Below are 562 nucleotides of genomic sequence, written 5' to 3'. Positions count from 1 at the left end.
CCAGCCGTCAGCAAAAACAATGGCCCGTCCGTGCTCCCAGAGTGGCCTGAACATCCGGCTGCCGGCCGCAGTTTCACTTCTGGCGTTGATGAGAGCGGGCTTGTTCCACCACTCCGGCGCATAACCCCAGTGAACAGGATCAAGATGCAGCTGCGAGCGGCGTTCACTCAGCAGTAATACACGGGTTCCGGGCGCAACGTTGTAGCGGCCGACGGGCTCCGGATCATACGGGATGTCCCGTTCTGCTTCTTCTCCGAGAAAGGCCAGGTACTCCTCGCGGGAGTTGTACTGCGTAAACCGACCGCACATTATCGTTTCTCCGGTGTAGATTTCGCATGCGAAATCTGTGTTTTCATCAGTTCAGAAAATAGGCCGTTTTTCAGGTTCCTGCCATCGTGTGGCCGCCGTGCCGCTACTGTAGCCGGGCCGCTTCGAATGCAAGGGTTCGCTCTGCCGGTGTCCTCACCCGGTCGCAGTTTATTTCAAAGGCTTTACCCGCTGTCTTCCCGTCGTTTTCCGTCTCAATTTTCGCCGTCAAACCGTCCAGCCAGCGTGGGCTTTT

1 protein-coding gene is annotated in these 562 nt (G+C 57.3%); it reads right to left on the bottom strand.

What is annotated here, in order from left to right; genetic code table 11:
- On the bottom strand, positions 1-309 hold a 309-nt coding region (locus ABD169_RS16105; RefSeq protein WP_344033623.1), incomplete at its 3' end, for an SOS response-associated peptidase family protein.
- Between the last annotated feature and the right edge of the window lie 253 nt (positions 310-562).

This window comes from Leucobacter iarius (assembly GCF_039530105.1).
GTDB classification, from domain to species: domain Bacteria; phylum Actinomycetota; class Actinomycetes; order Actinomycetales; family Microbacteriaceae; genus Leucobacter; species Leucobacter iarius.
This window is presented reverse-complemented; position numbering and strand designations above follow the sequence as displayed.